Here is a 6000-nt window from a genome sequence, read left to right on the forward strand (position 1 = left end):
ATAAACCATTTCTAAAATGTGAACGAAAGCATTGTTATAATTTACGGTTAATAAAATGAAGCGTATTAAAAAATAATAATTTAGTTGAAGAACCCTAAAAATTTTAAAATTAATTCACGCTAGACTCTGTTTCTAACCTTATTTTTGACAGCATTATAGTCAATAAAATATTTGACGCTTACTGAAAAAATGTGTTTTAAAGCATCATTATTCAATAAATCTGTAACATTATGTTTGAAATTCTTGTCGATAATGCGTTCAAAATTAGAAGCATTATTGCGGTATAAAACCGAAAGTTGACTTCCGGGTGCAAACCACCAGGAATAGGACAAATCAGTATTCCAGGAATAAAAGCTTGAGTTTTTGTTCTCAGTATATTGTGGATAAGGAGTTAGTGTTCCGTTTGGCTGAAGTTCTAAAATATCTTTGTTTTCTGCAGATGACCAATATTGACGAATCGCCAGATTGATTGTCATGGCGCTGTTTATAGCATATTTCCCGCCCAGTGTATTTGCATAAGTAATTACATTTCTATTCGCAAAAACAATAGTTTCGGGAGTATTTTCGTTGTTATCATCGTTATAACTATCAATATAACCTTTGTTATTGTTTCGTCTTAAAAAACTAAAACTATATGTTAGTAACAGTTTGTCGGTAAAACGATATCTGGGACCAAGATCAACGCCATATGCAATTCGTCCGGATTCATCGGCAATGGCAATAGACGGGTTTAAATCAAGAGCAAATTTCTTGTTGTAATTGGTGGATACACTTGCCCAAGCTTCAATTTTCCTCGGAATAATAACATACCTGTTTTCTGCTCTGGGTTCATAATAATCATTAGATTCCAGTGGAAAAAGAGTAACTCCAAAGCCGTAATAATTATTATTTACCGAGGTAACATTTACTTCAGAGCTTATTTTATTGTCCTGTACTTTTCCGGATTCTTTATTAAACTCGACATACATATCGTAGTCAACTTTAAATTTATTGAAAAGTTTTGTAGGGTTTAGAATTCTATAATTGGCATTGCCATAAAAGTTGTAATAATTGGTATAAAAGTTAATTCCCAAATCATTCGGATCAAAATCTTTGGTTACAAAATCAGAACCTACGCTGTAACGATATTTTCCGCTGGTTTCGGCAAAACTAACAGTTGAAAAAAGCCCGTTTTTATCTTCGTCAGCATTAATAAAACTGTATTTGACATTTCCTGATAAGTTATAAGTATTTGCTTTTGTGTTCAAATCCCAAACTAATCCCGTTAGGTTTGCATCTCGATAATGACCGTTTCTGCTCACATTTGTATTAATAAACGTTACCGAAGAATTTTTTCTAAAACGCTGATCCAAAACCAATACATTATAATTTGTCAAAGGCTCTACGATTACTTTTCTCGTCTCTCCAGTTATCGTGTCTTTTATCGTAGCATAAGTTTTTTCGGTAACAGCATTTAGAACTCCAATTCCTAATCCGTTTTTTGTACGTCCTGAAACTTTCAAAGCATTGATTAGATTAACGTTCTGAACATTGTCAATGATTTCTTCGTTATCATGTAACTCAGGATCAATAGAAGGTTTTCCGCCAATTCGTCTGGAGTAAAATAGGTTACCTTTATTAAACAAGTCCGTTCCTTCGGTAAAAAAGGCTCTATTTTCATTAAATTGCTGTTCAAACGGACCAAGATTTAAAATCTGATCGTCGTATTTTGCCTGTCCAAAATCGGGAATTAAAATAGCGTCAAGCGTAAAAGCATCGCTAATTCCGTATTTAATATCCATTCCGCCTTTTAGAGTACCAAAAGTTTTTTGACCGTCTGCGGCATTTAAATAATAAGAAGCATAAGGCAGAAAAAACAATCGAGTAGGAGGTTTGATGTTTTCGATTCCTGTCAGATCGCCATTTTGTTGTGTAAATGTTCCAATCTTGGTATTAATCAAATTCCAGGTGTATTTTTTACGTTCTCGTTTTATATCCCTGAAAAAATTTATTCCCCAGGTTTGTTTGTTTTCTCCTGAAAAACGCAAGGCGGCATAAGGAAGTTTAATTTCGACAATCCAGCCTTCGTCCGTTATTCTGGCTTTACTGATCCAAACTGCATCCCAGGAATAATCCTCTCCGTTAGCATCAGTCATAATGCAATCGCCTTGCACATCAGCAGCAGAAACGAAAAACTCAAAATTTTGTTGACCGTCATTAAAACCATTAATAAAAACGCCAAAAAGATCGGCAGTTCCAAAGTTGTCACGCTGCAAGACTTCTTTTAAAATCTTGGCAGGTTCATCATCATATAGCATTGCGCCAATATAAATAGCGTCATTATTATATACCACTTTAATGTCTGTCTTTTTGTTCTCCGGAATCGATTTTCCGTTATCAGGATCATACATTACAAAATCTGTCGCTATCGAAGCGTCTTTCCATGCTGATTCATCCAACTTTCCGTCAATAGTAATGCTTTCTGAAGTCGATTGGGCTTGCAAAACTTTTTTCTGACAATAGCCTGAGAAAGTAGATAAAAGAAGAATAAAAAAAAGTGTTTTTTTCATGAAATGTTTAAAATAAACGCGTCTGTAATGTCTGTTGCATTAATAGACAACGTTTTTTCCAAAATGTTACACTTATAATTACAATAAATGCGATTTAATTAAGTTTTCTTTAAGAAAGAGGTTCAAAACGCTAAGATTTTTATGATAAGTAAATATCTTACAAATAAAAACGATTTTTGCTCCAAATGCTAATATTTTATTTTGATTTTGTTAAAGTTTAACCAAAAAGGCCTTGATTTACAGGCTTATACTTTGATAAGTATATTTTTTTTGTAGTTTTGCCAGACCCAAACCTTTTGTTTAACCTAAAGAAATTCAATGATTTATAAAATTTATCCGCTGCTTGTGGTTATGTTATTATCTTTTGGTAAAGATTCAAATAACACACCCGAAACTAAAAAGACTGCAATAAAGACTATCGCAAAAGTTGAAAAACTTACTGTCGAAGCAAAAATTGAAAGTGTCTATAATACTTTGAATTCCAATAACTTTAAATTGCCTGAACTTAAAACTTTTTCAGAAGCTTTAAAAGGGTTTTATTTGTTGAAAGAAAGAGGAATTATTCAAAAGAACATTCTAACATTGATTGATTTTAGTTTGTCATCAAATGCAAAACGCCTTTGGGTAATTGATTTGACAACAAACACAATTTTATTCAATTCGTTAGTTGCTCACGGACGAAATACCGGCGAAGAGTTCGCATCTGCATTTTCAAATTCAAATTCATCTTTTAAAAGCAGTTTAGGCTTTTATGCAACTGGTGAAATTTATAGAGGAAAACATGGAGCTTCTCTACGTTTAGATGGTCTGGAAAACGGAGTAAATGATAACGCTCGCGAAAGAGGAGTAGTTATGCATGGTGCCGATTATGTTTCTGAATCCTTTATAAGAGGTAATAAAAGATTAGGCAGAAGCCAAGGTTGTCCGGCAATTCCAATGGAATTAACAGATGAAATAATACAAGTTATAAAAGATAAATCGTGTTTGTATATCTACCATCCGTCAAGAAGTTTTGCGATGGAAGAAAAGCTAATTTCTTAATTTTGCATACAAATCCGAATCTAAGTTATAAATATCAGCTCTAAAAATGAGCTGATTTTTTTTGCTCCAAGCGGTCCAGTACCATTGGTATAAAGCATATTTTTTGACGATCTTAATACTCGTTGTTTTTTTGGTTGCAATTAGAGTGTCAATTTTTTCTCTGTTCCATTTCTCAGGATCATCCAGAATATGTTCTGCAAGTTCTAAAGGATTTTCAATACGAACGCAACCGGAACTTAAGGAACGATTGTTTCTTCCAAAGTTATTTCGATGATTTGTGTCGTGCAGATAAACGCTATGGTGATTTGGAAACAAAATTTTCATTACTCCTAATGAATTATTATATCCTGGACTTTGTACATAACGGTAATTGTTGGGTTTATTTTCGTTCCATGCATTTGGATCTACCACTTTTCCTGTGCTATCATATATAGTAATGTTTTTATTTGCCAGATAGTTTCTGTTTCGTTTCATTGCAGGTACTACATCTTCCTTTAATATAGTAGGCGGAACGGTCCAGGTTGGATTAAAAACTACTGTTTTGAGTGCTGAGGTTATAATTGGCGTTTTTCTTTTACTGGTTCCTACTACAACATTTCGAACTAAAGTAGTGTCTTTATCTTCGACGACATTTAGGCTGTAATTCGGAATATTAATAATGAAATAGTGGTCAGCTAAATTTGAGGTATACCATCTCCATCGTTCTAAATTGGCGATAATTTGTTGTTTTCTTTTTTCTTTAGAATAGTTTAAAGCGCTTATAGTCCCGGCACCAATAACTCCATCGGCCGCTAAGCCATGTCTTTCCTGGAATTTTTTGATTGATTCGAATGTTTTCTTGTTATAAATTCGATTCAGAGTGTCTTTTCCGGACATGTCTCCCCAAAACAAAAGTCTTTTTTTGATATTGACTAAAGCGTTGTTAGTGTCATTTAACGTGATTTTTTTTGTCGAAGAGTCAATAGCAATCGTTCCAATTTCGTCATTTGGGAACTCATCAATAATCTCGAGGGCTTTTAATAAATCTTTATAAGTTTCTGATTTTGGTTGAATATTATCAACGATACTATCAAGTTTGTTTTTATTAAATGCTTTTATCAAAACACTGTTTACGTCAAATGTTTTTTCTTCTAAATCCCAATCTGTGTATAATTTTTTAGGATCCAGTTTTCCTTTGTAAAGATGATTCAGGTATTTTTCGAAGTTATAAGTTAATAGAATGTCGTAGGTAGCTAAGTCTTTATCGTTTAAAGAGCTAATTCTGCTTTCAAACTTTTTTAATTTCGAAGCTTTGTAGTCTTCCGGATTTAAACCTAGTTTTTCTGATTCTTGTAATTGTGATAATACATAAGTTCTCTTTTTAAGATTTCCCCAAACTGTTTTATTTTCTGAAGCATTGTAAAACTGTTTTAAGGTTTCGCTTTTAAATACATTTATTGTAGCAGTATCTATTTGAACTTTTCTTTCGTCAGTAAGTATGATTAGTGGTGCCTTTTTTTTGATAATAGGTGCAGGTTTAGGTGTGTCTTTTTTACAACTAACAAATAGGCATATAACTAATAAAAGGTAAAGTTTTTTCATGTCATAATTTTTTAAACATTAAATAATGTTCTCCAACATCCTCAATGTCAAATGCTTCTCCCAGAGTTTCGTAGTTCATTTTTCTATAAAAACCCACAGCAACCGTTCTTGCATTGAACCAGATTAGATCGACATTGTTTGTCTTGCAATAGTTTTCACAATGTTTTACTAAAGCTTCCCCAATTCCTTTTTTCTGATGGTTTTCTAAAACGGCCATTCCGCGAATCTGGGCTTGATTTTTTTCGGCAAATATAGGGTTGATTTTTGTAAATAGTGAAATAATTCCTGTTAAACTTTTATTTTCAAATAAACCAAAATGATGAGTCGTCTCCAGATCATCACCTTCAAACACGCAACTTTCTATAGGTTTTCCTTTTCTTAAAACAGGTTGGCGAACAATATAGGTTTCTTTTGATGGTATTTCTTTAATGATATTCATGATTTGTGTAAAATAAATAAATATATAACTTTTTAGTTTTAAATTAGTTATAAATAATTGTTGTTTTTTATTGATTTTTTTTGCGAAAAAGCTTGTTTTTACCTTGATTTATTTTTTATATTTGCACCACGGTAATGCGAAAGTAGCTCAGTTGGTAGAGCTCCAGCCTTCCAAGCTGGTTGTCGCGAGTTCGAGCCTCGTCTTTCGCTCTAAGAAACCAGAACTTAATTGTTCTGGTTTTTTAATCAAAATTAAATAATTTTTGATTTTTATTTTGTTTTAAAAATTTAATTATTTATATTTGCACCCTGTTAATGCGAAAGTAGCTCAGTTGGTAGAGCTCCAGCCTTCCAAGCTGGTTGTCGCGAGTTCGAGCCTCGTCTTTCGCTC

4 protein-coding genes and 2 tRNA genes are annotated in these 6000 nt (G+C 32.9%); 3 read left to right on the forward strand and 3 right to left on the reverse strand.

Annotation, left to right across the window (positions count from 1 at the left end; all coding sequences use genetic code 11):
• Positions 1-119: 119 nt before the first annotated feature.
• Positions 120-2549, reverse strand: a complete 2430-nt coding sequence (locus CHB81_RS23270; RefSeq protein ID WP_089354226.1) for a DUF5916 domain-containing protein — start codon at positions 2547-2549, stop codon at positions 120-122.
• A gap of 318 nt (positions 2550-2867) precedes the next feature.
• On the opposite strand from CHB81_RS23270, the gene CHB81_RS23275 reads away from it, so the two are divergent.
• Positions 2868-3590, forward strand: coding sequence for a murein L,D-transpeptidase catalytic domain family protein (locus tag CHB81_RS23275; RefSeq protein ID WP_089354227.1), 723 nt, complete (start codon positions 2868-2870; stop codon positions 3588-3590).
• Here CHB81_RS23275 and CHB81_RS23280 read toward each other — a convergent pair.
• Both CHB81_RS23280 and CHB81_RS23285 read right to left on the reverse strand, forming a co-directional pair.
• A complete protein-coding gene (locus CHB81_RS23280; protein ID WP_089354228.1) occupies positions 3579-5171 on the reverse strand; it encodes a murein L,D-transpeptidase in 1593 nt (530 codons plus the stop codon). The two genes, CHB81_RS23275 and CHB81_RS23280, sit on opposite strands and share 12 nt — an antisense overlap.
• A gap of 1 nt (position 5172) precedes the next feature.
• Positions 5173-5610, reverse strand: coding sequence for a GNAT family N-acetyltransferase (locus CHB81_RS23285; protein ID WP_165902273.1), 438 nt, complete (start codon positions 5608-5610; stop codon positions 5173-5175).
• 136 nt (positions 5611-5746) lie between these two features.
• Here CHB81_RS23285 and CHB81_RS23290 point away from each other — a divergent pair.
• Together CHB81_RS23290 and CHB81_RS23295 are read left to right on the forward strand one after the other, a co-directional pair.
• Positions 5747-5819 (forward strand) — tRNA-Gly (locus tag CHB81_RS23290).
• A 107-nt stretch (positions 5820-5926) separates the two neighbouring features.
• A tRNA-Gly gene (locus tag CHB81_RS23295) sits at positions 5927-5999 on the forward strand.
• The last annotated feature ends 1 nt before the right edge of the window (position 6000 follow it).

Origin of the sequence: Flavobacterium sp. ov086, from assembly GCF_900187965.1 — a bacterium.
Taxonomy (GTDB): domain Bacteria; phylum Bacteroidota; class Bacteroidia; order Flavobacteriales; family Flavobacteriaceae; genus Flavobacterium.